Genomic DNA, 24,788 nt, shown 5'->3' on the forward strand with positions numbered 1-24,788 from the left:
ACGGAGAAACCCATGGAGTGGCTCAACGCCCACACCTTCCTGCGCGTGCCGGCCCGCGATTGGGCCGCCGCCACATTGACTGTCATCGCCGCGTATGCAGTGCTGTCAAGCGTATTGCGCCTCATCTGCAACCGGCTTGATGCGCGCGCGCGCCGTACCGGCCATCGCTTTGACATTCTCATCACCGCAGTGCTGCGCGATACGCATCCGCTCTTCATTGCACTGGCCGCATTGCTTGCCGGGTCGTACTTCATCGATCTGCCCACGCGCATTGCCAACAAGCTTGACCACATCTGGTTCGTCATCATCGGGTTCCAGATTGCGCTGTGGCTCAACCGCGGCGTGAAGCTGTGGGCGCGCGATCGGCTGTCGACGCAAACCCACGCCACACGCAATCCGGTCATCACATCAATGATCGCCTGGGTGCTGCGGTTTGCGCTGTGGTCAATGCTGCTGCTGGCCATTCTGGCCAACGTGGGCGTGAACATCACGGCCTTCGTCGCCAGCCTGGGGGTGGGCGGTGTGGCGGTGGCGCTGGCGGTGCAGAGCATCCTGAGCGACTTGTTTGCCTCGCTCGCCATCGGGCTGGACAAGCCGTTCGAGATTGGCGACTTCATCGTCTTCGAATCGATTGCCGGCACTGTGCAGCACGTGGGCCTCAAGACGACGCGCATCCGCAGCCTGTCGGGCGAAGAGATCGTCGCATCCAACACGGCGCTGCTCAAGAGCACGATTCATAATTACAAACGGATGTCGGAACGACGCATCGTCTTCGCCTTTGGGGTGACCTACGATGCGCGCGCCGCGCAACTGCAGAAAATTCCGGACATCGTGCGCCGTGCGGTGGAGGCCGTCGGCAACACGCGTTTCGATCGTGCGCACTTCAAGGAGTTTGGCGAGAACGCGCTGAACTTCGAGGTCGTGTATTTCGTGACCGATCCGGATTTCAATCTGTACATGGATATCCAGCAGCGCATCAACCTGACGATCCTGGAAGGGCTGGAAAATCTGGGCACCTCGTTCGCCCTGCCCACGCGTACGATCCAGCTGGTGCGCCGTGACGGCGAACCTGTTGGCCCGGAAGACCTCGCCGACCGCTCACCCGCCAGCACTCAGCGTGTGAGCGCGCGGGCTAGCGGTTGACCACTGCGGGCATGCTGAGAAACGCCGCATCGAGGCTGCGCCACAGCGGTCTTGAACGCGGCACCATGTCTTGCCGGAAATACCACCAAAAGTAGCCGCCGACAAAGCGAGGATGCGTGACTGCGAGCCCGTAATAGTGGGCAACGAGCGCCGTCTTGCGTGCGGCATGGCGCGTACCGACTTCTCCAAAGCCCAGTGCGGCGTGCGGAAACAGATCGCCCAAGCGGCTGAACACGGCGTTCCAGTCGGGTGGCGCGATCTTGCAGTCGTCTTCATAGAAGCTGATGAACACGTAGTCGAGCCCATCGCGCAGCCGTAGCGGCACATTGCGCTGCGTCCAATCAAACATGGCGCGTGATGGCTGCTCGGCGCAGCCCTCGTTGTAGTACAGCGTGAGCGCCGTGCGGCCGCCGCCGGCCTTGATGACCTCATAGGCTGCCATGGTCTTGTCGATCACGTCGCGTGTGGGGCCTGTCCACTCGCCGTTGATCTCATTGCCGATTTCCCAGACATCGACGTTGCCGGCGAGCGTGTGCAGATAAGCCGCGGCACGCTGGCGCAGTTGCGGGGTCGTGTACTGCTTGAGCGTGGAGGAATCGGCCAGCTCACCCATCACGTAAGCCACGTCCCGGATGGCGGCCACGGGCCCGACGTAATGCGGTGCGTCCATGCCTTCATCAAAGACGACGCGCACGGTGGGTGTGCGCGAGAGGTGCGACAGTGCGTCGACCACGGCGGGCACGTTGTCCACCGCATCGACGGTCACGCCATACAACGGCACAGGGCCGGAAGGCATCGCGCCCACCGGCCCTGCTGCTGCGGTGGATGCGCTCAAGACCAGCATGGCTGCCGCCACCAGTACCGAGCGCATCCGCAGCATCGCCTACTGCGCCGTGCTGGCATCCACCCAGGTAAAGCCCAGCGCGGTGATGCCGTTGATGATGGTTTGGAAATCCGCATAGCCCGGCGTGCCGATCTCCGGCTCAAGCCAGAACGGGTGGAAGAAGAACGAGGCAAAGCCGTCTCGCACCACCTGCGCATACGTCGCATTGGTCAGAATGTCCTGTGCGGTGTAGGTCAGGCACGACGACGGATCGATATTGCAGATGTTGTACTCCACGTTGCCCAGGTTTTCCGGAATGATGCGCTGGTTGTAGTAGTCCTTCTGAATGATGTACGGGAAGAACTGGCCAACCGAAAAATCATGACCCGGCGTCGAGGCATTCAGCGTCTGCGGATTGTCGGAGGTGTAGTACACCACGCGCTGATACGTGGTCTTGAAGTACTGGGGTACCGCCTTGATGGCTAGCGGAGACGACTGATAGTGCGGCGCCTCCCAGGCGAACGGCGCGTAGCCGTTGAGCTGGAACTCCAGCAGCCCCGACGACAATCGCCCTGCTGCCCATTGCGTTGAATCTTCGTTCACGGGCCGGTTCTGCGTGGCGAACCAGAACTCGAAGTCGTTCGCGCTGACGGCGTTGATGAGGTTCGGGATGTTGCTGTACTGGTGGGTGTAGCCGTGCATCAGGATCTTCCCCCCCCGCGCCAGTGCGTGGTTCAGTGCCGACTTGAGCCCCGTTGCATTGACGAGATGGATCGTCTGCGCAACGCCGCCGTTGTAGACACCGTTCGGGTCCTTGTACAGCGGGATGGTGGCAAGCGAGAACGGAATCTTGTTGCTGTACAGATAATCCGTGAGGGTATTGATGGACGTCACCGTGTTGGTGGCGTTGATGTCTTCCAGACGCACGAGCGCACGGTGCAGCGTCGGCGCATTGGTTCCCAGGATGTCATGCAGCATGTCGCATATCACCAAGTAGCGGTCGCGCGGTCCGATGTACGAGAACGGCATGTCGGCGAAGTACCAGAAGTTGCCTGAGCGGATCACATACGGAGCCGTCGCCTTGGTCACCGAGTTGGTGATCGTGACCAGGCTCGTCGCCTTGGTGGCATCGGCCACCGCCGTCACGCCAATGTCGGGGTCTGCGGAAATCGCCCCGGTCGTGGCGTTGAAGGCGTAGTACTTCGTCATCGTCTGGTTCTTGTAGGTGACCGTGTCAAAGAAGCCAGGGTTCGGTGCGCTGGCTGACGGTGCCGCGTTCATGCCCGCCAAGTTGGAGAACGAAATGCCGTAGCGCGAGGTAAACGGATACGCCGTATTCCAGGCAAGTTCCCACAGGTTGTACTTGAACCAGACCACGGTCTTCTGCGTGGTCGTCACATCCGACAGGAACGCTGCCGGTATGGGATTGTTGTAGTAACTCCCCATGTAGAAGATAGCGGTGTACTGCTCGGTCATGCCCGCCGTGTAGTTCTGCACGGGCAGCAGCGTGATGGTGGTGTTGAAGTGCGCGAGCAGGTTGTACAGCATGATCGCGTACGACTTGCCGAGGTTGGTGTACTGGTCGTTTGGCGGAGCGTCGTACAGCACGAGCATCGGGGCTGGCGCGGTCTGGGCCGATGCAGATCCACCAATGGTCACGCAGATGGGCCCAAGCCCAATTGTGCAGGTGGCGGCCTGCACTGGCGCTGTCAGCGAGACCCCGAGCATGCCGCCCGCAAAGACGAGCGCGCACAGAAACTTTCGTAGCAATGTCTTCATGATGACTCTCCGACTCATGGCAATCATGGGCGATAGACCGAGCCGTCCGCTTGGCGGTAGAGCCCGAGGTTGAAATTGGGGCCACGGTCGTGGCCACGTTCAGTGCCTGTCGTTTCGTTTTCCGGCATGCCGGGGCGGACTTCGGTCACGACGGCCGGGCGCGGCGGTGGGATGACCTGTCCGTTCTCGTCCATGACGCCGTAGCCGTAGGCGCGCGCGCCTCCGGTCACGGGCCTGGGCGTTGCTGCTGCCACAACGGTGGGCTGCATGGGTTGCGCAGCCATGGCCGTCGCCTTCGAAGACGCGGGCGGTGGGGCCTTCTTGTTCGTGCCGGCGCCGGGGGTGCCCTGGTCTGTCGCGCCGGTCACAATGGCAGGCACACCACCATCACCGCCCCCCGGTGGCGCGACGATCAACCAACCGGCGACAAGTGCGGAGGCAACCAACACGCCGCCCCCGATTTGCTTCGCTTTCATCAAAGCCTCCTAACCGTTCAGGCGGTGCTGTGTTGACGACCCTTGCGCGGTGGCACGCGCCGCTTCCAGATCGATGATTTCGGCCTCGGTGGCCGGTTTGCGAATGAGTTGCGGGCCGCGCGCTGCCTGCTTCGGCTGCGTGGTGAAGGCGTTCTTCAGCGCATCGACAATGCGCCGGCAGGCCTGGCCGTCGCCATAGGGGTTGTGCGCCTGTGCCATGCGTTCGTATTCGGCGGCGTTGTTAAGCAGCGTTTCTGCCTCGTCGACGATGCGTTGCGTATCGGTGCCGACCAGCCGTGCGGTGCCCGATGCCACAGCCTCCGGTCGCTCGGTCGTGTCGCGCGTTACCAGTACCGGTTTGCCAAGAGCGGGCGCCTCTTCCTGAATGCCACCGGAATCGGTGACGATCAGGTAGGCGCGGTCCATCAGGTAGACGAACGGCAGGTAGTCCTGTGGCGCAATCAGATGAACGTTGCCGTGGCCGGAAAGGATGGCGCTGACCGGCTGCTGCACGTTCGGGTTCAGGTGCACCGGATAGACGACCTGCACGTCCGGATGTCGCGCCGCCAGCAGGCGCAGCGCCACGCAGAAGTTCTCGAACGGCTCGCCGAAGTTCTCGCGGCGATGGCCTGTCACCAGGATCATCCGACGCCCAGCCGCCAGGAACGGATAGCGCGCCGCCAACTGCGCTGACAGCGCGGCATCGCTGTCCAGCCGTTGCTTCACGGCCAGCAACGCATCGATGACGGTGTTGCCGGTAAGCGTGACCTGCTCGGGGTCGATGCCCTCGTCCAGCAGGTTCTGGCGTGATTCGGCCGTAGGCGCGAAGTGCCAAGTGGTCACGGAATCGGTCACGCGCCGGTTCAACTCTTCCGGCCATGGCGACCAGATGTTGCCGGTACGCAAACCCGCCTCCACATGCCCGACCGGAATGCGCCGGTAGAACGCTGCGAGGCTCGCCGCCAGCGTGGTCGTCGTATCGCCGTGGACCAGCACGGCATCGGGCTTGTAGGCGTCTAGCACGCCGTCGATGCCGCTCAATACGTTGGATGTGATATCGGACAGCGTCTGCCCGGGCCGCATCAGGTTGAGGTCAAACTCCGGCACGATGCCGAAGAGCTCCAGCACTTGATCCAGCATCTGCCGGTGCTGCGCGCTCACGCACACTGCCGACGCAAAGCCTGCCTCGGCCTGCAATGCCTGCACCAGCGGCGCCATCTTGATGGCCTCTGGGCGCGTGCCGAACACGGTCAAGATCTTCCCCATCATCACTGCACTCCCCTGTCGTCTGCTCCGGCGCGCCTGCAAAGCACGACGGGCGCGAAGACGCGCGTGTCGCTTCTGACGCCGGGCAGACCTCGCTACTGAGCGAAGGCCGTGCCATGCGTCCTGCTTTGACCCACCATGGCGCTGCGACGCCATCCTGTGGACGCCGCTGCCAAGTCTCTTTGTTACCCGTTTCCCTCGGCGGTCAAAAACGTTTCATCTGCGACACCTCTGACTGGGGTCTGCTTGAATCCGGGGTTGCCCTAGAACCAAAGAATGGCTCGCGCGACCACCCCCTTTGCTCGATCCGCGTGCGTCAACGGCAAGCGGTATTGCACGGTCAAGTCCAGCCAACTGGCCGGCGCCGCGTAGTGCGACTCGCGAAACCAATAGCGGAAGTTGATGCCTGGGCCGACACCCAGCGCAAGCTGGTGGTCGATCGCCTTGTTGTCGTGATCGCCCGCCAGCACGATGTGCGGGTAGACCGTGAGCCGATCGCTGACGGAGTTCAGTAGCCACGTGTGTCCGTAGCGCATTTCCGTGCTGATGATCATCCGGCCCTGGTTGAGGAAATAGGCGCCCTCGCCATACACCTGCCAGGTCTGCCAGCGCGGCTTGGTGACCTGCAGGTCGAGCCCCTGGTCGGTCGAGAACCCGATGCGCAGCAGCGTGTCGTTGGTGGTCAGTTGCCCAATGCGGAAAAGGCGCTCGGCGGTGAACACCAGGTTGATGTCCTTGATCGGCTTGTAGCGCGCGCCCACCGAGCCCTGCGCGGTCGGGAGGCCTGTGTGGCCATTGCGGTCGTACACGTTGTCATAGCCGCGCGCAAAGACCTGGAAGATGCTGCCGTCCCGATACCCGATGCCGGGCGGCTGCCAGTACACCTCCGCGCCCGCTTGGCCCACGCTCACGGTGTTGGGCAAACCGAACGCCGAAGTTTGATATGCGCCCGAGACGACCATGCCGAAGTTACGCTGCATCTGCTCGACTTCGCGCCGGTAGCCGAAGCGGCGGTCGGGTGGAAGGCGGTCGTCGCCATTGCTGCCGCTGTCGCCCTTGGCATCGGCATCGGCGCGGTCGAGACTTTGCCGGAAAAGCCCGATGGCGGTCGGGTTGTCGCCCAGGCGCTTGGCCGCGTAGGCGGCATCGGCGTAGTGCGTCCAGCTGCCTTGGCCGGAGGCAAAGCCGCGCTGGAAGGCTGCCAGCGCGGCACGATCGTCACGCGCGCGCAGGTGACTGTAGGCATCGTTCAACTCACGCTGGCCGATCACGCGCGGGTCATTGGCGGACGTGGTTTCGCCCTGCGCTTCAGGTGCCATCGCCTGGGCAAGCAGCGCCTTGGCGTAGCGCTGGCGCGCCGGGTCCGTCGCGTGTTCGGCTGCCAGCGTGGCGGCCTGAGACGCACCATCGCGGTCGCCCAATTGCAGGCGAGATTGCGCGAGACGCAGTTGCACGTCGGCGTCGGGTTCGTCCTTCATGCCGCTCAGCGCATCGAGGGCGGCTTGCGGGTGCTTGGCCGAATATGCGCTGTCCGACCAGGCCAGATGCAGATTGCGCTGCTCCTGCGGCGTCCAGTCGGTGCCTTGCACAGCGTGTGCAAAGTCCTGTTCGGCCACGGCGGGATCGTTCGCTTTCTGCGCGAGGAACCCGTGCTGTGCAAAGACACGGGGCTCGTCGGGATACTTCCGCAGCAGCGCATCAGCCTGCGCGCGCGCCGCATCCAACTGGCCCTTGCGCGTCAGCACATCCAGCAGCAGCAGGTTCAGTTGCAGGCTGTCTGGCTGCGCGGCCAACGCCGCACGCGTGGCGGCTTCCGCATCGTCGAGCTTGTTGGCGTCGATGGCGCGATAGGCGCGGTCGGCGCGAAAATAGGCGTCGGGCTGCAACGGCGCGGGCGGCTCCGCCAGGGATACGCCATGACAGAGCGCCCACACTGCCGCGGCAATCGGCCAGCGCAAACGGCGCACGGTTAGACGAATGGCTCTCTCGTGTGTCATGCCACACCTCCCGCAACAGATGGGTTGGGCCGCGGCTCTGATCCGGGGGGCAGATCCGGCGGCACAGGAATCGGGGGGATGGTGGAAGCCTCGGATGCGGGTGCCGTGCCGGCTGCAATGCCTGGGCCGGCGCCCGTCATGGATTCGACGGCCAACATGGCCGAATGCGCCGACGGTCCGAATACGACCGTGGCACGGCGGTTAGGGTCGGCCATCTGCGCCAGCTCGGCCGACATCTCGTGGTCGCACGCCATGAAGCAGGCGACCTTGCGGCCCGCAGCGCGGGCCAGCTCTTCCAGCACTTCGCCCTCGGGCAACTCAGACACGGCGATGTTGAGCGACCCGTCTTCGCCAATCGAGAACGGCACCACGTGATGCCGCACGGCCAGGTCTCGCGGCAGGCAATCGGCCAGCGCTCCGAGCACGACGTTGGTCAGGCTCACGCGCGGCAGGTCGACCTGCTCGGCCAGCGCATCGGCCAGCGTGTCGGGCGTGACCAGCCCCTGCTCGACCAGCACTTGCCCAAGCCGGTGCCCGCTCTGGCGCTGGATGGCGAGTGCTGCATCCAATTGCTCCTGCGTGAGCACTTCCCACTTGACGAGCGTCTCGCCAAGCTTGCAGCGCGTACGGCCCAGCGCGTCGTTCGACAGATAGGTGTGCTGCGTCTTGTCCCAGGCGATGGGCTTACCTGTCAGGCAGTAGATCAGGAAGATCTTCCACGCCCGGCACACCGAGAAGAAGTTGATGAAGTTGTTCACCACCAGCCTGGGCAGGCACAACACGCCCTGCAACGGGCCGTTGAGCCGACCGACAAAGTACACGCGCTGCGCCAGCCGGTTAAAGAGCAGCGCCGCGTTGATGGCCAGCAGGTCCTGCATCCAGATGCTGCCGACCACGAACGTGCCATCGGGGATCGTGATCACGCCTTTGAACATCAGCGCGCCCAGCGCCAGATAGTTCAGCGACAGCACATAGGCCAGGATGGAGAACAGCGCCGTAAGCACGCCTTTTCGATCCCGGAAGAACATGTAGCGGGTAACGAGGTTGCCATTCCACCCCATCTGCAACCAGCCCTGGAACGCGATACCGAGCACCCAGCGCGCGCGCTGCCGATACGCCGTGCGGAAGGTGCTCGGAAAGTACTCCCGCGTGGCCAGCAGTTGCGGGCGGGTTCCCTTGCGCCGCCCAAAGCGCCAGCGTGTGCGCGTCTTGCCCTCGGCATCCTCGGTTGGTTCTGCGTTCTCGCAGATCGGGAAATGCACGAATGCTTCGCGCATGCCCAGTTCGCGCAGGCGAAAACTGAAGTCATAGTCTTCCGTGAGCGTGCTGGTGTTGAAGGGCGAATCGCCGCGCACCTTCATCACGGCTTCGATGGCACGGCGGCTGTAACAGAGCGCGACGCCAGCACCGGGCACCGTGCCGGTCAGCGCCTGGCGCGCCACCAGGTCTTTCTGGTGCGTCTCGGAAAAATCATCCATGTACGTGCCGGCCACCCACTCATACCACTTGCGCTCAAGCGAGAGCACCGGAAGTTGCACCAGATCCTGATCAAGGATGAAGTAGTTGAAGTACTTCAGCTCCAGCGGGTGGATCACGTCTTCACAGTCGTGCATGATCACGCCCGCAAAGCGGATACCGTGCCCAGCCTCGTGCCGGATGATGGTCTGGATGATGGTGTTCAGGCAGTCGGCCTTGCACGTCGGGCCATCGTGCGTGACCGCCGCGCGCACCACACGGCCGGGGTAGCGGCGCACCATGCGTTCGACTTCGGTGGTGGTTTCCGCATCGTTGCGGTACGCGCCGGCAAAGATAATGAAGCGCGTGTACTCCATCGTCGCCAGGGTGTTCTCAACCATCTTGGCGATGACGTCGTACTCCTTCCAGGCCGGCACCATGATGGCGAGCCATTGCTCTTCGCGCTCGCGCAACGATTGCGCCGAAATCGTGACCGGCGTGCGGCCACGCTGCGGCCAGAGCCACAGCTCCCGCACCCAGTAGAAGGCGTCCAGGAAGAAGTCGTCGGCGGTGCTGATGAAGATGACGAGCGTGGTCGCTACCGTCAAGGTGTTGAGCAACGCCAGGTAAAGCTCCCATGGCAAATCGCTCACGGCTGCTCCCCTGCCCCGGCCTTGCGGGCGCGTTGCGAGTGTCCGGCGTACCCCCCGCCTTGCGCAGTGGCGCTCATGCTTCCCCCAAGGTCTTTTCGACGTGCGACGCAACCGCTTTGCGCCATGGCATCCGACCCAATCTGCCACCGCCGATCGGGTTGACGCGTCGCCCTCTGGCCTGCTTCTCGTGAAGGGGAACGCGAGGACCATACCAACGCCCGCCAAAGCGCACAGTTATGCGGTGCAGCACATCACATGCGCCTTCAGACACGTGCCGGATAGCCCGGGTTGTTGCATGCGTGAACGCAGGAAACGGGCGGTGGCGGTGGCGGGATCAACGCCACGGCATACAACGCCATCTGATATGGGGGGGACATTCGTCCGGCAGCCAACAAGGCCTCCCTACAAACGACGGAGGCGCTGCCCGATCAAATGCAGGCGGTTTGGCTTAGGCGAGCGGGGAGCACCCCTGACCGGCGTGGGCGCGTGTTACCGCATGAACTAATGCGCGCAACTGGGCGCAGGTTGCAAAGTCTTATGCGCAAAGGCTCTGCCCGATGAATCGCGCGGCAAAACGCGACCGACCTCGCGGTCCGGCGTTGCGTTGGCGACGCCGCAACGCAAATCGTCGGCCGGATCAACAACCTCGGCCCAAGCAGTTCTGCAAATCGGTTGCAGCGCTGAAACACAAAGCCGCGCTCAGGGCGCGGCTTGTCGGGATGGACGTGTCGGCGGGTGCGTCAGAACTGTTCCCAGTCGTCGGCATCGTGCGAGACCGCGGCCAAGGCAAGCTTGCCGGGCTTGGGTTCAACTGCCACGGCAGGCGCTGCCTTCACGTCCTGAGCGGGCACAACAGCCGGTTTGACTGGCGCGGCCAAGCGCTTGCGTGCCGCACGCGCCGTCGCAACGGCAGGTTTGCGTGCCACCGGTTTGGCGACCGGGCCGGGGTTGCTGGACACGGCCGATGCAGCCGAACCAGCATGCGCCGCCTTTGGAGCTACGGGCGCCAGCACAGGTTCAACGTGTACACCCGCCGCCGGCAAGCGGAACGACGCGACCGCCTCGCGCAGCACACCGGCCTGCTCTTCCAGCGATTGGGCCGCAGCCGCAGCCTCTTCCACCAGCGCGGCGTTCTGCTGGGTCACTTCGTCCATTTGCGTGACGGCCTGGTTGACTTGCTCGATACCCGCGCTCTGTTCGTCCGATGCGGAGCTGATCTCGCCCATGATGTCCGTCACGCGCTTGACGGCCACCACCACTTCGTCGATCACCGCGCCGGCTTCGGTCACCAGCGTCGAGCCGTTCTCAACACGGCCCACCGAATCGCTGATCAATTCCTTGATTTCCTTCGCTGCCGTGGCGGAGCGTTGCGCCAGACTGCGCACCTCACCCGCCACCACCGCAAACCCCCGGCCCTGTTCGCCTGCGCGCGCAGCTTCCACTGCGGCATTCAACGCAAGGATGTTCGTCTGGAACGCAATGCCTTCGATCACGCCGATGATGTCGGCGATCTTCTTGCTGCTGTCGTTGATGCCCGACATCGTCTCGATCACGCGGCCCACCACTTCACCGCCCTTCACGGCGATGTCCGACGCGTTGCCGGCAAGCTGGCTGGCCTGACGTGCGTTGTCGGCGTTCTGGCGCACGATGCTCGTCAGCTCTTCCATGCTCGACGCAGTTTCTTCCAGTGACGAAGCCTGTTCCTCCGTACGCTGCGACAGGTCCATGTTGCCGGCCGCAATCTGCTTGGTGGCGCTGGCGATGGATTCGCTGCCGCCGCGCATTGTCACGATGGTGCGGATCAGGCCGCGCTGCATGTCGATGAGACCTTGCGTGAGCGCGCCCATTTCGTCCTTGCTGCCGACAGTGATGCGCTCGGTCAGGTTGCCGTTCGAGATCGCGCTGAAGTGGCCCAGCATCTTTGACAACGGCACCGAAATTGCCCGGTGCAGGCCAAATGCGCACCCCAGCGCCGCCGCAATGCCCACCCCGATGGCGCCGATGATCAGCATCAGGAACGCGTGCGATCGAGCCGCTGCGCTTTCGTAGGCTGCCTTGGCCTGTTCGACCTGGCTGCGATCCAGCGCATCGGCTGCCGCAGACAGCGCCACGGACAGCGGCGGAATCACGTTCATCACCACCTTGTCGACGGTCGCGGCATCGCGGGCACGCAATGCGGTCATCAGCGGCTCGATGCCGTCACGGAAGAATGCGTTGCGCTTGGTCTCCATGTCGGCGGCCAGACGGCTTTCGTCCGCGTTCATGGGCAGGGTCTTGTATTGCTTCCAGGCGTCGTCAGACTTCGTACGGTAGCCGTTGGCCTTGTCCAGGATGGCCGGCACGTCGGCGGCATCCGGATGGAAGACCGCGCGATCGAGCGTCGTGCGCACGATCGCCGCATTCAGCTGCGCCTTGCCGACCAGCGAGGTCGAAGCGAGCTGATTGGTGTAGATCTCGTTGATGTTCGCGTCGGACGCGCGCATTCCGATCACGCCAATGGTGCCGGTAATGGCGAGCAGCAAGGCCAGCAGCGTCAGCGCTGCATTGAGACGGAAACGGATGGAAAGTCGATTGAGCATGGGAATCACCGCGGGGTTATTGCCTCCGCTATATCGGTCGGCCCGCACCGTTTCTGAAGCCGGCGCGGGCGCTCCCATGCAGGAAGTGGCTAGTACGGCACTGCCATGTTGTTTTCGATGCGGGCGCGATTCCCCACGCGCAGGCCGTTGGGGTTGTTCTGGGTGAGCGTGACACGCGAGTTGTCGTTCAGCCGCATGGTCACGCGGTAGGTCTGGCCGACCACCGTGTTGCCTTCCACAGCGTTGCCCGCCATGGCACCCGCCACCGCGCCGCCGATGGTGGCCACGGTATTGCCGCGCCCGCCGCCAACCTGGTGGCCAAGCAAGCCGCCCACCACGCCGCCGAGCACGGCACCCACGCCGCTCGACTGGCCGCGCACGGGCACCGCTTCGACGTATTCGACAACGCCGTAGCGGTTATCCGCTGGCGCTTGATAAGACGGGTCGCCGTTGTTCGGATACGGCGAATAGTTCGGTTGCGAATATGTCGGCTGGGGCTGCGAATACGCCGGCGCCGGCTGCTGCGGATACGGCTGCGGCGCATTCGCGTCATAGCTGCCATAGCCGTTGCTGTACGTGTTGTCGTACCCGCTGGCATAGCCGCTGCTGTAGGTGGTCGGGGCGATGCTGTTGCCGTAAGCATTGCTGCCCGCGGCATAGCCTGCCCCATAACCGGCGCCGTAACCGGGGTACGCCGGCGCCGTCACGCAGCCCGTCAGCCCTGCTGCCACGGCGGCCAATGCGGCCACAGCCACCCAACGCGCTGCGCGCCCTGCACGGTCTAACTTGTTCGTTGCTCGCATGATGAATCCCGTCTGGTAAGCGAGGCATCTGGGCCGGACCGGCAGTCTGTTCTGCGGCCCGCGGCCATGCGCCTCCTGCCGCAAAGTCTATGCCGCGGCCCTGCAAACCCGTGCAACCAAACCTGCTCTTCGGTAACGGCGTGTAACCGCATGGCGCGCGTGGCTTTCCGCGTGGCGTTGGAGCGCGCGTTATCATCGCCAGGCGCTGCGCGACGCACCTCTTTGCCGGGTCTCGCCCCCATTCATGCGGCCCGTCTCCTCTTCCTACCCCATGCAACCGACCCTGCTGCTCCTCATTGCGATGACGCCCGAGAACATGGCGCAGATCGCTGAACATTTCCGCGTCATCCATGCACCCACCCGCGCCGAACGCGACGCCGCCATCGCGCGCGATGGGCGCGATGTCCGCATCGTGCTCACCAATGGCTCGACGGGCCTGACCGGCGCGGAGATCGCCGCGATGCCCAAGCTGGAACTCGCCTGCGCGCTGGGCGCCGGCTACGAGAACATCGACGTGGAGGCCGCCCACGCGCGTGGCGTGGCCGTAGCCAACGGTGCAGGCACCAACGATGCCTGCGTGGCCGACCACGCGTTTGGCTTGCTGCTGGCCACCGTGCGCGGCATTCCCAAGCTGGATCGGTCCACACGCAACGGTATCTGGCGCGACGACATTCCGCTGCAGCCCGGTGTATGCGGCAAGCGCCTGGGCATCGTCGGCCTTGGCACCATCGGCCTGCAGATCGCGCGCCGCGCAGCCGGTTTCGACATGCAGATCGGCTATCACAATCGCAAGCCGCGCGACGGGGTGTCGTACCGCTACTTCGATGTGCTGAAGGACATGGCCGCGTGGGCCGACTTCCTGATCGTTGCCACGCCGGGCGGTGCGCAGACGAAGCATCTGGTCAACCAGACGATCCTGGAAGCGCTGGGCCCGCGCGGCTACGTGGTCAACATTGCGCGCGGCAGCGTGGTGGATACGGCGGCGCTGGAAGCGGCCATCCGTTCAGGAAAGCTGGGCGGCGCGGGGCTGGATGTATATGAGAGCGAGCCCAAGCCGCCGGCCGGGCTGCTGGACCTGGAGCAGGTCGTGCTGACGCCGCACATTGCCGGCTGGTCGCCGGAATCGGTGCAGGCGACGGTGGATCGCTTTCTGGAGAACGCCCGCGGACACCTGGCGGGCACAGGCGTGGTGTCCCCGGTCTAAGCCAGGGACACCTGCACGCTACGTTACGACGCCGGACGCTTCATCTGGCACGACGTCGGCTGGGCCGCCAGGTGCGGTTCCAGCGTGACGTCGGTACGCCAGCCGTAGCCAGTGTTTTCCTGGTCGTACTTGATCTTCTTGCCGTCGGCCTTCACCCAGGTCGTCACGTACAGCGTCTGCTGCGCCTGGTGATCGGTCTTGCGCATCTCGATCGGGCCGTTGAGCCCATCGACCGTCATGCCTTCCATCACCTTGGCCACCTTGGCCGGCTCAGCCGAACCGCTGGTCTTGATGGCCTTGGCCAGGAAGGCGATGCCGGTGTAAACATCGGCGTTGAAGAAATCGTCGTTGTACTTCTTCTTGAAGCCGTCGAGCACAGCGCTCGTCTTCGCGTTGCCGTCGTTCGGCGCGAAGTAGCTGATGACCTTCACGCGGTCGGCGCCTGATGCGCCCATCGCCGTGGGCACACCGGTGGTGCCAGCGTAGTACGTATAGAAGTTGGTGGTGAGGCCCGCATCCTTCGATGCGCGGATCAGCAGTGCCAGATCGCTCCCCCAGTTACCGGTGATGACCGTATCCGCGCCCGAAGCACGAATCTTCGCGACATACGGCGAGAAGTCCTTCACCTGCGCGAGCGGGTGCAGATCCTCACCCACCACCTGGATGTCCGGGCGCTTGCGCTTGAGGTACTCCTTCGCCGCGCGCGCCACCTGGTGGCCGAACGAGTAGTTCTGGTTCAGCAGGTAGACCTTCTTGATGCTCTGGTCCTTGGCGAGATAGCTCGTCAGGGCCTCCATCTTCATGTCGGAGTTGGCGTCCAGGCGGAAGTGCCAGTAGTTGCACTTGCTGTTGGTCATGTCCGGATCGACCGCGGCGTAGTTCAGATAGATGATCTCCTTGCCCGGGTTGCGGTCGTTGTACTTGGCGATCGCGTCCTGCAGCGCCATGCCCACGCTGGAACCGTCGCCCTGCGCGACGTAGCGGATGCCCTGGTCGGTGATCTGCTTGAGGATGGTCAGGCTCTCTTGCGGCGACACCTTGTTGTCAAAGCCGACGACTTCAAACTTGGTGCCGTTGCCGCTCCAGTTCTGCTGGTTGGCCAGATCGGCCGCGTATTGCCAGCTGCGCAACTGGTTCTGGCCCAGCGCGCCCATCAGCCCGGACAGCGGATCGATCCACGCGATCTTGACGGTCTCGGCGTGGACGATGCTCGGGCACAATGCGCCCGCGAATGTGCCAACTGCTGCCGCCGCGCACAGCGCGAGTCGGAATGCCTTCATGCAAATGTCTCCTGATGTCTTATCGTTTGACGCCGTGCAGAAGGCATCGTCGAGCATGGTTCTTGTACTAAACCGCAAACCGAGGCTTACGGTAGCTCGATCCTTCCATACACAAACGTATGTGCATGGTAGGAGCGCGTTTGTTGCCGTGTCAACCCGCGCAAACCAGGGGGCCTCAGCACGATTTAAGCGCTGGACAGACCTGTTAGCGGGACTAGAATCCGCCTTCATGCCCAAGCCTTCCCTGCTGCTCGACAAACACGACGACACCGTCGACGTCGGTGCCGATTCCGCCTCCCCTGCCGCGCCGCGTGCACAGCTCACGCCCGACGACTGGGTGCGCGCCGCCACCGATCTGCTCGTCACCAAGAGCATCGATGCGGTGCGCGTGGATGTACTCGCCAAGCAGTTGGACGTGACGCGTGGCAGCTTCTACTGGCACTTCAAGAACCGCGACGACCTGCTGCACCAGGTGCTGCAGGACTGGAGCGAGCGCACGCGCGTGGGCCCCAAGCTGGAGCGGCAGAACCCGTCGGTGCAGGGGCTCGTCCGCGATCTGCTGGCACTGCCGTTTCGCGGTCGCAGCGCGCGACGCACGGCCATGATCGAATTCGCCATCCGCGCCTGGGCGCGGCGTGACCCGATGGCGCAAGAAGCCGTTGAAGCTGTCGACGAGCATCGCATGGACTACTACGTCCAGCATTTCCAGGCGATCGGCTTTGCGCGCAAAGACGCCAAGACGCGCGCCTTCATGCTGTACGCCTACCAGCTATCGGAAGCCACGCTCTGGCACCAGGGCAGCAAGCCCGATAAGGACGCGCGCCGCCGCTTCTTTGAAGACACGCTGCTCGCGGGCGCACCGCAAGACGGTTCGGCCGCGCCTTCGCGGGAATAAATCGTGCTGCATCGTGCGCAATCGTCTCCGGGTGCGCCGCGATGCCCGAATCGCCAGCCTTTCACACATCAGACCTGCCCAGCCGGCTCGATCGCCTGCCCTGGAGCCGCTTTCACACGCGCGTGGTCATTGCACTGGGCATTACGTGGTTGCTCGACGGCCTGGAGGTGACGCTGGCCGGCGCGGTGGCGGGCGCGCTCAAGCAAAGCCCTGCCCTGCATCTCACCAACGCGCAGGTTGGCATTGCCAGCAGCGCGTATCTGATCGGGGCAGTGTTCGGCGCGCTGTTGTTCGGCTGGATGACCGATCGGCTCGGCCGCCGCAAGCTGTTCTTCATCACGTTGGGGGTGTACATCCTCGCCACGCTCGCCACGGCGTTTTCGTGGAGCTTTGCCAGCCTGGTCGTATTTCGCGTGCTCACCGGCGCGGGGATCGGCGGCGAATATGCGGCCATCAATTCGACGATCCAGGAGCTGACGCCGGCACGCGTGCGCGGCTGGACGGACCTCGCCATCAACGGCACGTTCTGGGTCGGAGCGGCGTTGGGCGCTGGCGCATCGTTGTGGTTGCTGGACCCCGCGCACATGAGCGTCGATACCGGCTGGCGGCTGTGCTTCTTCATCGGCGCCCTGCTGGGGCTCATCATTCTGGTGATGCGTTTCTGGATTCCGGAAAGCCCGCGCTGGCTCATCACGCGCGGTCGCCACGAAGAGGCGCAGACCATCGTGCAGGACATCGAAAGCGAGATCGCCACGCGTGGCCATCGCTTCGATTCCGCGCCGCTGCCGGCATTGCGCATGCGCAGCCGCGGCCATCCCCGATTGATGGAAGTCGCACGGGTGCTGTTCGTGCAGCACCGGCAACGTGCGTTGGTGGGCCTCGCGCTGATGGCCGCACAGGCGTTTTTCTACAACGCGATCTTCTTCACGTACGCGCTGGTGCTGACGGATTTCTACGATGTGCCCGCGACGAAGGTCGGCACCTACCTGCTGCCGTTCGCGCTGGGCAATTTTCTCGGGCCCCTGCTGCTCGGGCGGATGTTTGACGTGGTGGGCCGGCGCACGATGATTGCCGCCACGTATGCGATCAGCGGTCTGCTGTTGCTCGTGAGTGGCGCACTGTTCAAGGCGGGTGTGCTAGACAGCGCCACGCAGACGATCGCGTGGACCGTCGTGTTCTTCTTTGCATCGGCCGCTGCCAGCTCGGCCTATCTGACGGTGAGCGAAACCTTCCCGCTGGAAGTGCGCGCGCTGGCCATCGCGCTGTTCTATGCCGTGGGCACCGGGCTGGGCGGCGTGGCCGGGCCTGCGCTCTTCGGCTGGCTGATCGATACGCACTCGCGCGGTGCCGTGTTCGGCGGCTATGCGTTCGGCGCGGTGCTGATGCTGCTTGCGGCCGCGGTGCAGGCGTACTGGGGGACGGCCGCTGAGCGCAAACCGCTCGAACACGTGGCTGCGCCACTGTCGGTGGACGACAGCCCCGCTTGATCTGCGCCAAACCTGCGCGACGCGCGTCGCCAACGGTCGCCTATATACTTCGCGCAGCGCTTTCCTGTGCCTTTTCCGCTTACTGGAGACACCCATGCCTGACGCGACTTACGACAACCAGAACATCTTCGCCAAGATCCTGCGCGGCGAGCTGCCCTGCATCAAGGTGTACGAAGACGACCACACCGTCGCTTTCATGGACATCATGCCGCAGGCCGACGGCCACGTGCTGGTGCTGCCCAAGGAAGGCGCGGCAGAGCTGTTCGACCTGTCCGACGATGCCGCATCGGCTGCCATCCGCACCACGCGCAAATTGGCGCGCGCCGTGCGGGCTGCGTTCACGCCGCCGGGCATCGCCATCTTCCAACTCAACGGCAGCGCCGCCGGGCAGACGGTGCCGCACGTGCACTTTCACGTGCTGCCGCGCTACAGCGATACCCCGCTGCAACCGCACGCCCGCGTGCAGGCCGACAGCGACAAGCTCAAGGCTCAGGCCGAGAAGATCATCGCCGCACTGCAGGCCGAATAAGCGCCACCGTTACGGCGCGGCGGATGGCGCCGCCGAATCTGCCCGCGCCGTAATGCCTTCCCGCTCTTCCTCCCGTCGATAGGCCAGCCCAGTGCAGGTGCTGGTCGACTACTTCGACGCAGTGGCCGCCGATCGCAACATCACCATCGACGTGCAGGGCGATGCGCAACTACGCGCAGATGCCACGTTGCTGCGCCGGGCGATCAACAACCTGCTCGACAACGCACTGGGTCACACCCCCACCGGCGAGCGCATCGACGTGACGATCTAGACAGCGCCGCAGAGGGTCGCCATCGCCGTGCGCAACCCAGGACCGGGCATTCCGCCCGCCGCCCTGCCGCTGCTGTTCGAGCGGTTCTACCGCGGCACCCCCTCGCGGGCGCAATCCGGCACGCAGTCTGGTGCGCAGTCGAGCCAGTCCACCGGGTTGGGACTGGCCATCGTCAAAACCATCATGGACCTGCACGGCGGTAGCGTGCAGGCCAGCAGCCCGCCGGGTGGGCGGACCGAGTTCCGGCTCGTGTTTCCGGCTTGACGCAAGGCTTACGTACCGATCCGCTGTGCCGACGGCGTACGCGCTGCATCCTGCCCGTCGTCGCGCAGAATCTGCCGATACGCGGCCATCACCACCAAACCGATGAAGCGCAGCAGGCGGCGCGGGGCGTTGATGTCTTCGGTCACGGCAAAGCGCGCCGGCGTGCCTTCGACCGGCTCACCGGACAACCAGAACCGCACGCCCGCCGGCACGTCGATCGATTGGCCCGGCTTGAGCCAGATGTCCTGGCGCTGATGCTCCTGCGTGACCCACAACAGCCCGGCTTGTGCGGCGATGGTTTGGGCCCGTGCCGACCGCCAGCTCACCGGCACGCCCGGCCGGTCCAGTTCGAATATTCTGATTTCGCGCATGATTGAGACTCCTGTGCCGGGGTTAGTGGTGGATGATTTTTATGGGGACTGCGGATCGGCACGGTTCCATCTTGCGCGGCAGCGCAACCGGTTGACATGAACAGTTGTGAACAGTTTGGCTGAACTGTTCAGCATCTTTCGCGAACAGTTCATCGGCATGACCGACAGAACTGCATTTGGATATGTCAAACCGTTCGTTTTCCGCCGGGCACCGGGTGGCTAGCATGATCCATCGCCATTCCTGCCGGAGCCGCCATGCCAGACGATCACAACGCCGCCATCGACACCACGTTCGGCACCTTGCGCGTACGCCGCGTGGCCGGACATATCGGCGGGGAGGTGCTCGACCTCAAGCTTGGTGCCGACTTGGCGGAAGACACGTTCGCGAGCCTGTATGCGGCGCTGCTCAAGTACAAGGTGTTGTTCTTTCGCGACCAGCAGCATCTGGACGATGACCGGCACCAGGCCTTCGGCAAACGCTTCGGCCGCATCGTCGCCCACCCGACCGTGCCGGCGCCCACCGGCACGCAACTGTTTGAACTCGACGCATCAAAGGGCGGCGGCCGTGCCGACTCGTGGCACACCGACGTGACGTTTCTCGATGCGTTTCCGAAGGTGTCGATCCTGCGCGCGGTGACGATTCCCGCTTACGGCGGCGACACGGTCTGGGCCAACACGGCCCGCGCCTACGAGCAATTGCCGGATACGCTCAAGCAGCTTGCCGAGCAACTCTGGGCCGTGCACACCAACGACTACGACTACGGCGCCGAGCGCACGCAGATCGACGGCGCACGTCTGCGGCATCACCGCGAGGTGTTTACCGCGTCGGTGTATGAAGCCTCGCACCCCGTGGTGCATGTGCATCCGGAGACCAGCGAACGCGCCCTGCTGCTCGGGCATTTCGTCAAGCGCTTCACCGGCCTGCCGGGAAGCGAATCGACGCGGCTGTTCGAACTGCTGCAGAACCGCGTGACGCGCCTGGACAACACCGTGCGCTGGCAATGGCGCCAGCACGACGTCGCCATCTGGGACAACCGCGCCACGCAGCACTACGCCATCAACGATTACGGCAACCAGCCGCGCCTGGTACGCCGCGTGACCGTGCACGGCGACGCGGCCATCTCGGTGGATGGCAGCCGCAGCACGCAACTGCGCCGCCCCGAAGCCACCAACGACGCGCACATCGACACGCTGGTGGCGGCCTCACACTGAGATCAGGCCCCGGCCGCCTGCTGCACCAACCGGTGGTAGAAGCGGATCAGCTCCACCAGGTTGGCTTCGGTGATCCGCTCGTTGGTACCGTGAAAGCGCGGCAGGTCTTCCGGCTTGGCGCGCACCGGCGAGAACCGATACACATGGTCGGCAATCTCGATCATGTGGCGCGAATCCGTCGCACCGATCATCAGCCCGGGCGCCACGACCGTGCCCGGGAACAGCTCGCGCACCGTCTTGTTGATCAACTGATACGACGCCGATTGCGTGGGCGACACCGGCGAGGCCTCGCTCGAACCGGGCAGCCGGCTCAACTCGAACTTGCCTTTAGGTGCAGCGGCCTTGGCGGCGTCTTCCACATGCGCGGTGACGGAGGCGATGGTGTCGCCGGGCAGCAGCCGGAAGTTGACCGTGGCCTCGGCGCGGCCGGGCAGCACGTTGTCCTTGTTGCCGGCTTGCACGATGGTCAGCGCGGTGGTGGTGCGAAGCATGGCGTTGGAGCTGCCCGATGCCTCCAATTGCTTCTGGAGCAGCGGCCCGAACAGCCACAGGTTCGACAGTGCCACGCGGCTGAAACCCTGCATCTCGGGCGCCAGCGTCGTAAACATCTCCTGCGCAACGCCCCTAATGCCCGCGGGCAATTGATCGTCATCCAGCCGCTTGAGCGTGGCGCTCATCATGGCGATGGCGCTCTGCCCTTGCGGGGGCGGCATCGACGAATGTCCGGGCGTAGCGCCCACCTTGAGCTGCACGGAGAGGAAGCCCTTCTCTGCCACGCCGATCAGCGCCGCAGGTTTGGTGAGCCCCGGCAGCACGCCTTCGGTAATCAGCAGACCTTCGTCGATCACGAAGTCGAGCCGTTCGCCGCGCGATTTCAGCAGCGCGGCGATCTGCTTGGCACCGCGCTCGCCGCCCACTTCCTCGTCGGCGCCAAAGGCCAGGTGGATGGTGCGGCGCGGCTTGAAACCGCTGGCAGCCAGCAATTCGATGGCTTCCATCTGCGAGATCAGGTTGCCCTTGTCGTCCCACGCACCGCGCCCCCAGACCATGCCGTCTTTGACGACGCCGTCGAAGGGCGGCTGCGTCCAGTCGCCTTCGGTGCCGGGGGCGATGGGTACGACGTCCTGGTGGGCCATCAGCATGATGGGCTTCAGCGACGGGTCAGCGCCCTTCCAGGTGTAGAGCAACGCAAAGTCGCCCACTTGCTCACGCTGCAGCACGGCGTGCGCCTTGGGGTAGCGCGCCTCGAGCATGGCGTGCAACTGGCGGAACTGGTTGGCGTTCAGTTGCGCATCGGCGGCGCTCGACACGGTGCGTGCGCGCACGGCTTCGGCCAGGTGGGCCGCAGCGGCGGGGCCATCCACCGCGACCGGCGTGACGGCAGGCACATCCAGCTGGCGCGAGTTGTGCCGCCACGTATTGACGCCCACAACCGCCGCAAGGGCCACCAGGATGACAGCGATTGCCAACAGCAATCGCCCCACCACCCGCCCCGCCGTCGCTCGGCGAAGTTTGAAAGATGCATGCATCGAAGAGTCCCCTCCTTGTGATTGAACTGCCACGGTCGTCCGCAAGTATCGCCCTAACCCAGACCGAGTAACCATCTAAGCAAATATTCGTGGGAATGGAGCCGGTTGCCATGCTGGAATCACCGCATGTTCCTTTTGCGGTAACCATGCCCATGAAACTGACCCAACGACTCGCCCTGGCACTCAGTGCCCTCACCGTTGCCGCTACCGCTCATGCAGCGCCACTGCGTATCGGCGTCACGCCTGGTGCGCTGGCCGACTCCGTGGAGGTGGCCGCCGCCGAAGCCCGCAAGCAGGGGCTCGACGTCAAGGTGGTGGAGTTGACCGACTGGACCACCCCCAACGTCGCACTCGCCTCGGGCGACCTGGATCTCAATTACTTCCAGCACCAGGCCTTTCTCGACAACGCGATCAAGGAACGTGGCTATGCCTTCAAGAGCGTCGGCATCGGCGTGCTGGGCAACATCGGCCTGTATTCCAACAAGATCAAACGCCTGAGCGATTTGAAGGACGGCGCGCGCGTGGCCGTGGCCAATGACCCCGTCAACCAAGGCCGCGGCCTGTTGCTGCTGCAGAAGGCGGGGCTGATCAAACTGCGCGATGGCGTGGGTGCACGCGGCACGCTCAACGACGTGGTCGCCAATCCGAAGAAGCTGAAGTTTGTCGAAATCGAGGGCCCGCAGCTCGTACGCGCGCTGGATGACGTCGACCTTGCACAGGGCTACCCCGCGCACTTCGTCAACGCCGGCAAACCGGACGTTGCAAGCGCTGGCTTGCTGTACTCGGGCATCGACGACGAGTACTTCGCTATCCGCTTCGTTGCCCGCAACGACAATGCCAACGACCCGCGCATCGCCCGCTTCATCAAGCTGTATCAGGACTCGCCAGCCGTGCGCCAGCAGGTGCGCACGTCCTATGCCAACGACGACAAGCTCTTCACTCTGCCCTGGGTGAAACGGTGACACGGTGACACGCTAAGGCCATGACCACACTCGTCTCAAACCCCGCACACATCTGGACCGACGCGATCGCGCCGCATGCCAGACACGCCGATGCCGCGGTCTCCACGCCCACCGCCGGCACCATCACGTTTCGCAACGTCGGCAAGACGTACCGCGCGGCGGCGGGCGATGTGCATGCACTGCAAGGCATCGACCTCGACATCCCGGCTGGGGGCATCTTCGGCATCATCGGGCGCAGCGGTGCGGGCAAATCCAGCCTGCTGCGCACCATCAACGGACTCGAACACCCCACCAGCGGGCAGGTGCTGGTGGACGGCGTCGATGTCGGCACGCTCGGCAGGGCCGCACTGGTGGGGCTGCGCCGGCGCATCGGCATGATCTTCCAGCACTTCAACCTGCTTTCTGCCAAGACGGTCTGGGAAAACGTCGCGCTGCCGCTGAAGGTGGCAGGCGTGCCACCGGCCGAGATCGCGGAGCGCGTGGATGCGCTGTTGGCGCTGGTCGGGCTGGAGGGCAAGCAGCACGTGTATCCCGGGCGCCTGTCCGGCGGGCAAAAGCAGCGCGTGGGGATTGCGCGCGCACTCGTGCATCGCCCCGAAATTCTGTTGTGCGATGAGGCCACCTCCGCGCTCGACCCCGAAACGACCGACGCCATCCTCGCCCTGCTGCGCGACATCAACCGCCGGCTGGGTCTGACGATCGTGCTCATCACGCATGAGATGGGCGTGATTCGCGATATCTGCGACAACGTGCTCGTGCTCGAAGCCGGTCGCATTGCCGAGCAAGGCCCCGTATGGCGCGTCTTTGGCGACCCGCAGCACGACGCCACACGGGCGTTGCTCGAACCGCTACGCGGCGGCCTGCCTGAAGACGTGGCCCTGCGTTTGCGGCCCACGCCGCCCGCGCGCGCACCGTTCGAGCAACTGATCGAACTCAGCTACACCGGCACCGCCGCCGTGCCGGAACTCGCGCAGATTGCCCGGGCACTGCACCAACCCACACGCCTGCTGCGCGCCGACCTTGACCGCATCCAGGGCCGCACGCAAGGGCGCCTGCTGGTCGCGGCGGCGGGTAGCACGCTCTCGGCCGACGCGCTCGCCGCGCTGCAATTGTCCCAACACACCCGGAGCCTCGGCTATGTCGCCGCTCACGATTGACCGCATCTGGCAGGGCTTGCTCGACACGCTCACGATGGTGTCGGCCTCCGCGCTGATCGCCGTCCTGGCCGGTATTCCGCTGGCGCTCATCCTGGTGCTGACGGCGCCGGGCAACGCGCTGGAATCGCCGCGCGTGCACCGCGTGCTGGGCGCACTCATCAACGGCTTTCGGGCCACGCCGTTCATCATCCTGCTGGTGGCGCTGCTGCCGTTCACGCGGCTGGTGGTGGGCGCGACGATTGGCGTGTGGGCGGCCGTGGTGCCGCTGTCGATCAGCGCCACACCGTTCTTCGCGCGCATTGCCGAGATCAGCCTGCGCGAGGTCGACCGCGGCCTGATGGAAGCCGCGCAGGCCATGGGCTGCGAACGCCGCCACATCGTCTGGCACGTGCTGCTGCCAGAGGCACTGCCCGGCATCATCGGCGGCTTTACGCTGACGGTGGTGTCGTTGATTGGCGCATCGGCCATGGCGGGTGCCGTCGGCGCAGGCGGGCTGGGCGACATTGCCATCCGCTACGGCTATCAGCGCTTCGACACCACCGTCATGGCGGTGGTGATCGTGGTGCTGATCGGGCTGGTGAGCCTCGTGCAGTGGGTGGGGGATGTCTCGGTGCGGCGGCTGAAGGCGCGTTGAGAGCTCGTTGATTTTTTTT

Annotated in this window: 22 protein-coding genes; 11 read left to right on the forward strand and 11 right to left on the reverse strand. The window is 64.6% G+C overall.

The features are described 5' to 3' along the window. The first annotated feature begins 12 nt into the window (after positions 1–12). Positions 13–1,143: a mechanosensitive ion channel family protein gene (locus BEK68_RS03055; RefSeq protein WP_024541767.1), complete on the forward strand. Its 1,131-nt coding sequence runs from the start codon at positions 13–15 to the stop codon at positions 1,141–1,143. Here the strand turns inward: BEK68_RS03055 and BEK68_RS03060 are convergent. The 8 genes from BEK68_RS03060 to BEK68_RS03095 all read right to left on the reverse strand — a co-directional run bounded on the left by BEK68_RS03060 (position 1,133) and on the right by BEK68_RS03095 (position 12,974). Then, positions 1,133–2,023, reverse strand: a complete 891-nt coding sequence (locus BEK68_RS03060) for a hypothetical protein (protein WP_024541766.1) — start codon at positions 2,021–2,023, stop codon at positions 1,133–1,135. The genes BEK68_RS03055 and BEK68_RS03060 overlap by 11 nt on opposite strands. Positions 2,024–2,026: 3 nt before the next feature. Beyond that, positions 2,027–3,745 (reverse strand): DUF2334 domain-containing protein, encoded by a 1,719-nt coding sequence (locus BEK68_RS03065; RefSeq protein WP_065851564.1) that lies wholly within the window; start codon positions 3,743–3,745, stop codon positions 2,027–2,029. 23 nt (positions 3,746–3,768) lie between these two features. Then, a complete protein-coding gene (locus BEK68_RS03070; protein ID WP_004631522.1) occupies positions 3,769–4,221 on the reverse strand; it encodes a hypothetical protein in 453 nt (150 codons plus the stop codon). Positions 4,222–4,230: 9 nt separating this feature from the next. Then, positions 4,231–5,490: a non-hydrolyzing UDP-N-acetylglucosamine 2-epimerase gene (wecB, locus tag BEK68_RS03075; protein ID WP_004631521.1), complete on the reverse strand. Its 1,260-nt coding sequence runs from the start codon at positions 5,488–5,490 to the stop codon at positions 4,231–4,233. Positions 5,491–5,750: 260 nt separating this feature from the next. After that, positions 5,751–7,484, reverse strand: coding sequence for a bacteriophage N4 adsorption protein A (locus BEK68_RS03080; RefSeq protein ID WP_024541763.1), 1,734 nt, complete (start codon positions 7,482–7,484; stop codon positions 5,751–5,753). Beyond that, positions 7,481–9,592: a glycosyl transferase family protein gene (locus BEK68_RS03085; protein WP_024541762.1), complete on the reverse strand. Its 2,112-nt coding sequence runs from the start codon at positions 9,590–9,592 to the stop codon at positions 7,481–7,483. The genes BEK68_RS03080 and BEK68_RS03085 overlap by 4 nt, the downstream gene beginning before the upstream one ends. 740 nt (positions 9,593–10,332) lie before the next feature. After that, on the reverse strand, positions 10,333–12,171 hold the full coding sequence (locus BEK68_RS03090; RefSeq protein ID WP_024541761.1) for a methyl-accepting chemotaxis protein: 1,839 nt from the start codon (positions 12,169–12,171) through the stop codon (positions 10,333–10,335). A gap of 89 nt (positions 12,172–12,260) precedes the next feature. Next, positions 12,261–12,974, reverse strand: a complete 714-nt coding sequence (locus BEK68_RS03095; RefSeq protein WP_024541760.1) for a glycine zipper 2TM domain-containing protein — start codon at positions 12,972–12,974, stop codon at positions 12,261–12,263. 271 nt (positions 12,975–13,245) lie between these two features. Between BEK68_RS03095 and BEK68_RS03100 the strand changes: the two genes are divergently transcribed. Next, positions 13,246–14,178, forward strand: a complete 933-nt coding sequence (locus tag BEK68_RS03100; RefSeq protein WP_024541759.1) for a 2-hydroxyacid dehydrogenase — start codon at positions 13,246–13,248, stop codon at positions 14,176–14,178. Positions 14,179–14,201: 23 nt separating this feature from the next. Here BEK68_RS03100 and BEK68_RS03105 read toward each other — a convergent pair whose 3' ends face one another. After that, a complete protein-coding gene (locus BEK68_RS03105) occupies positions 14,202–15,458 on the reverse strand; it encodes a branched-chain amino acid ABC transporter substrate-binding protein (RefSeq protein ID WP_004631515.1) in 1,257 nt (418 codons plus the stop codon). A gap of 229 nt (positions 15,459–15,687) precedes the next feature. Between BEK68_RS03105 and BEK68_RS03110 the strand changes: the two genes are divergently transcribed. From BEK68_RS03110 to BEK68_RS26070, 5 genes are all read left to right on the forward strand, one after another. Continuing rightward, positions 15,688–16,353: a TetR/AcrR family transcriptional regulator gene (locus BEK68_RS03110; RefSeq protein ID WP_004631514.1), complete on the forward strand. Its 666-nt coding sequence runs from the start codon at positions 15,688–15,690 to the stop codon at positions 16,351–16,353. A 41-nt stretch (positions 16,354–16,394) separates the two neighbouring features. Then, positions 16,395–17,840 (forward strand): MFS transporter, encoded by a 1,446-nt coding sequence (locus BEK68_RS03115; protein WP_024541758.1) that lies wholly within the window; start codon positions 16,395–16,397, stop codon positions 17,838–17,840. A 94-nt stretch (positions 17,841–17,934) separates the two neighbouring features. Then, a complete protein-coding gene (locus tag BEK68_RS03120; RefSeq protein ID WP_004631512.1) occupies positions 17,935–18,369 on the forward strand; it encodes an HIT family protein in 435 nt (144 codons plus the stop codon). A gap of 91 nt (positions 18,370–18,460) precedes the next feature. Continuing rightward, positions 18,461–18,640 carry an ATP-binding protein gene (locus tag BEK68_RS26065; protein WP_004631511.1) on the forward strand — a complete coding sequence of 60 codons (180 nt, stop codon included), beginning with the start codon at positions 18,461–18,463 and terminating at the stop codon, positions 18,638–18,640. Between the two features lie 21 nt (positions 18,641–18,661). Next, positions 18,662–18,904 carry an ATP-binding protein gene (locus BEK68_RS26070; RefSeq protein ID WP_268747290.1) on the forward strand — a complete coding sequence of 81 codons (243 nt, stop codon included), beginning with the start codon at positions 18,662–18,664 and terminating at the stop codon, positions 18,902–18,904. An 8-nt stretch (positions 18,905–18,912) separates the two neighbouring features. Here BEK68_RS26070 and BEK68_RS03135 read toward each other — a convergent pair whose 3' ends face one another. Continuing rightward, positions 18,913–19,275, reverse strand: coding sequence for a DUF2917 domain-containing protein (locus BEK68_RS03135; RefSeq protein ID WP_004631509.1), 363 nt, complete (start codon positions 19,273–19,275; stop codon positions 18,913–18,915). 255 nt (positions 19,276–19,530) lie between these two features. Here BEK68_RS03135 and BEK68_RS03140 point away from each other — a divergent pair, with 255 nt between their 5' ends. Further along, positions 19,531–20,487 carry a TauD/TfdA dioxygenase family protein gene (locus BEK68_RS03140; RefSeq protein WP_027692993.1) on the forward strand — a complete coding sequence of 319 codons (957 nt, stop codon included), beginning with the start codon at positions 19,531–19,533 and terminating at the stop codon, positions 20,485–20,487. Positions 20,488–20,489: 2 nt separating this feature from the next. Here the strand turns inward: BEK68_RS03140 and BEK68_RS03145 are convergent, their stop codons facing one another. Continuing rightward, positions 20,490–22,016 (reverse strand): M20 family peptidase, encoded by a 1,527-nt coding sequence (locus BEK68_RS03145; protein WP_024542640.1) that lies wholly within the window; start codon positions 22,014–22,016, stop codon positions 20,490–20,492. A gap of 152 nt (positions 22,017–22,168) precedes the next feature. Between BEK68_RS03145 and BEK68_RS03150 the strand changes: the two genes are divergently transcribed. The 3 genes from BEK68_RS03150 to BEK68_RS03160 are packed head-to-tail and all read left to right on the forward strand — an operon-like array spanning position 22,169 to position 24,769. After that, on the forward strand, positions 22,169–22,978 hold the full coding sequence (locus BEK68_RS03150) for a MetQ/NlpA family ABC transporter substrate-binding protein (protein ID WP_024542641.1): 810 nt from the start codon (positions 22,169–22,171) through the stop codon (positions 22,976–22,978). A gap of 20 nt (positions 22,979–22,998) precedes the next feature. Continuing rightward, positions 22,999–24,135 carry a methionine ABC transporter ATP-binding protein gene (locus BEK68_RS03155; RefSeq protein WP_024542642.1) on the forward strand — a complete coding sequence of 379 codons (1,137 nt, stop codon included), beginning with the start codon at positions 22,999–23,001 and terminating at the stop codon, positions 24,133–24,135. Continuing rightward, complete coding sequence (locus BEK68_RS03160; protein WP_004631504.1) at positions 24,116–24,769, forward strand: methionine ABC transporter permease; 654 nt, start codon at positions 24,116–24,118, stop codon at positions 24,767–24,769. Before BEK68_RS03155 ends, BEK68_RS03160 begins: the two co-directional genes overlap by 20 nt. Positions 24,770–24,788 lie beyond the last annotated feature (19 nt).

The organism is Ralstonia pickettii, from assembly GCF_001699815.1.
Lineage (GTDB): Bacteria > Pseudomonadota > Gammaproteobacteria > Burkholderiales > Burkholderiaceae > Ralstonia > Ralstonia thomasii.

Coding starts and splice junctions, on each gene's coding strand:
- BEK68_RS03055 (WP_024541767.1), top strand. CDS start 13: ATGGAGTGGCTCAACGCCCACACCTTCCTGCGCGTGCCGGCCCGCGAT.
- BEK68_RS03060 (WP_024541766.1), bottom strand. CDS start 2,023: ATGCTGCGGATGCGCTCGGTACTGGTGGCGGCAGCCATGCTGGTCTTG.
- BEK68_RS03065 (WP_065851564.1), bottom strand. CDS start 3,745: ATGAAGACATTGCTACGAAAGTTTCTGTGCGCGCTCGTCTTTGCGGGC.
- BEK68_RS03070 (WP_004631522.1), bottom strand. CDS start 4,221: ATGAAAGCGAAGCAAATCGGGGGCGGCGTGTTGGTTGCCTCCGCACTT.
- wecB (WP_004631521.1), bottom strand. CDS start 5,490: ATGATGGGGAAGATCTTGACCGTGTTCGGCACGCGCCCAGAGGCCATC.
- BEK68_RS03080 (WP_024541763.1), bottom strand. CDS start 7,484: ATGACACACGAGAGAGCCATTCGTCTAACCGTGCGCCGTTTGCGCTGG.
- BEK68_RS03090 (WP_024541761.1), bottom strand. CDS start 12,171: ATGCTCAATCGACTTTCCATCCGTTTCCGTCTCAATGCAGCGCTGACG.
- BEK68_RS03095 (WP_024541760.1), bottom strand. CDS start 12,974: ATGCGAGCAACGAACAAGTTAGACCGTGCAGGGCGCGCAGCGCGTTGG.
- BEK68_RS03100 (WP_024541759.1), top strand. CDS start 13,246: ATGCAACCGACCCTGCTGCTCCTCATTGCGATGACGCCCGAGAACATG.
- BEK68_RS03105 (WP_004631515.1), bottom strand. CDS start 15,458: ATGAAGGCATTCCGACTCGCGCTGTGCGCGGCGGCAGCAGTTGGCACA.
- BEK68_RS03110 (WP_004631514.1), top strand. CDS start 15,688: ATGCCCAAGCCTTCCCTGCTGCTCGACAAACACGACGACACCGTCGAC.
- BEK68_RS03115 (WP_024541758.1), top strand. CDS start 16,395: ATGCCCGAATCGCCAGCCTTTCACACATCAGACCTGCCCAGCCGGCTC.
- BEK68_RS03120 (WP_004631512.1), top strand. CDS start 17,935: ATGCCTGACGCGACTTACGACAACCAGAACATCTTCGCCAAGATCCTG.
- BEK68_RS03135 (WP_004631509.1), bottom strand. CDS start 19,275: ATGCGCGAAATCAGAATATTCGAACTGGACCGGCCGGGCGTGCCGGTG.
- BEK68_RS03140 (WP_027692993.1), top strand. CDS start 19,531: ATGCCAGACGATCACAACGCCGCCATCGACACCACGTTCGGCACCTTG.
- BEK68_RS03145 (WP_024542640.1), bottom strand. CDS start 22,016: ATGCATGCATCTTTCAAACTTCGCCGAGCGACGGCGGGGCGGGTGGTG.
- BEK68_RS03150 (WP_024542641.1), top strand. CDS start 22,169: ATGAAACTGACCCAACGACTCGCCCTGGCACTCAGTGCCCTCACCGTT.
- BEK68_RS03155 (WP_024542642.1), top strand. CDS start 22,999: ATGACCACACTCGTCTCAAACCCCGCACACATCTGGACCGACGCGATC.
- BEK68_RS03160 (WP_004631504.1), top strand. CDS start 24,116: ATGTCGCCGCTCACGATTGACCGCATCTGGCAGGGCTTGCTCGACACG.